Annotated in this window: 1 pseudogene; it reads right to left on the bottom strand. The window is 54.3% G+C overall.

What is annotated here, in order from left to right:
- Positions 1-16: 16 nt before the first annotated feature.
- Positions 17-484 (bottom strand): annotated as a pseudogene (locus C3D30_RS20225) (penicillin-binding protein activator); the annotation flags it as partial.

The raw sequence follows: 484 nt of genomic DNA on the forward strand, positions 1-484 counted from the left end.
TTGGTTATAAGGGACAGTTGGTGAACGGATCATCGGTTGGCGTGGTTTGCAGCGTTGGATTGTTGGTCGTCATGCCGGAGTCGGTTGTTTCTCTGGGAGTAATCGGGCTACCCGTTAAAGCGATACCCGAACCGCCGTTAACACCCGCGTGTAATTCGCTGGTGGAACCAAATTTTTGTTGCAGAACGGGGCCGCCGCCCAGTTTCTGCCACTCTTGCGCAAACGCATTGGCTACGCGATCGCCCAATGAACTGCGTGGGATCAGCACCAGCGGCGCTTGTTTACCCTGGTCACGAATATGACGCGCTGCATCGCGCGCTTCGTCTTCCGGTGAAAGCGCGAAGTAACAAATATTGACGCGGTTTTCGATGTTCTCCGGCTGGTTCAGTGCCAGCACGTTCAGCGGAGTGTTGCTCTTCAGCAACTCTTCAACGTTATTTTTCAGCAACGGACCGACCACAATACTCGCGCCATCCTGCTGAAC

It is taken from the genome of Escherichia sp. MOD1-EC5433 (assembly GCF_002966005.1).
Classification (GTDB): Bacteria; Pseudomonadota; Gammaproteobacteria; order Enterobacterales; family Enterobacteriaceae; genus Escherichia; species Escherichia ruysiae.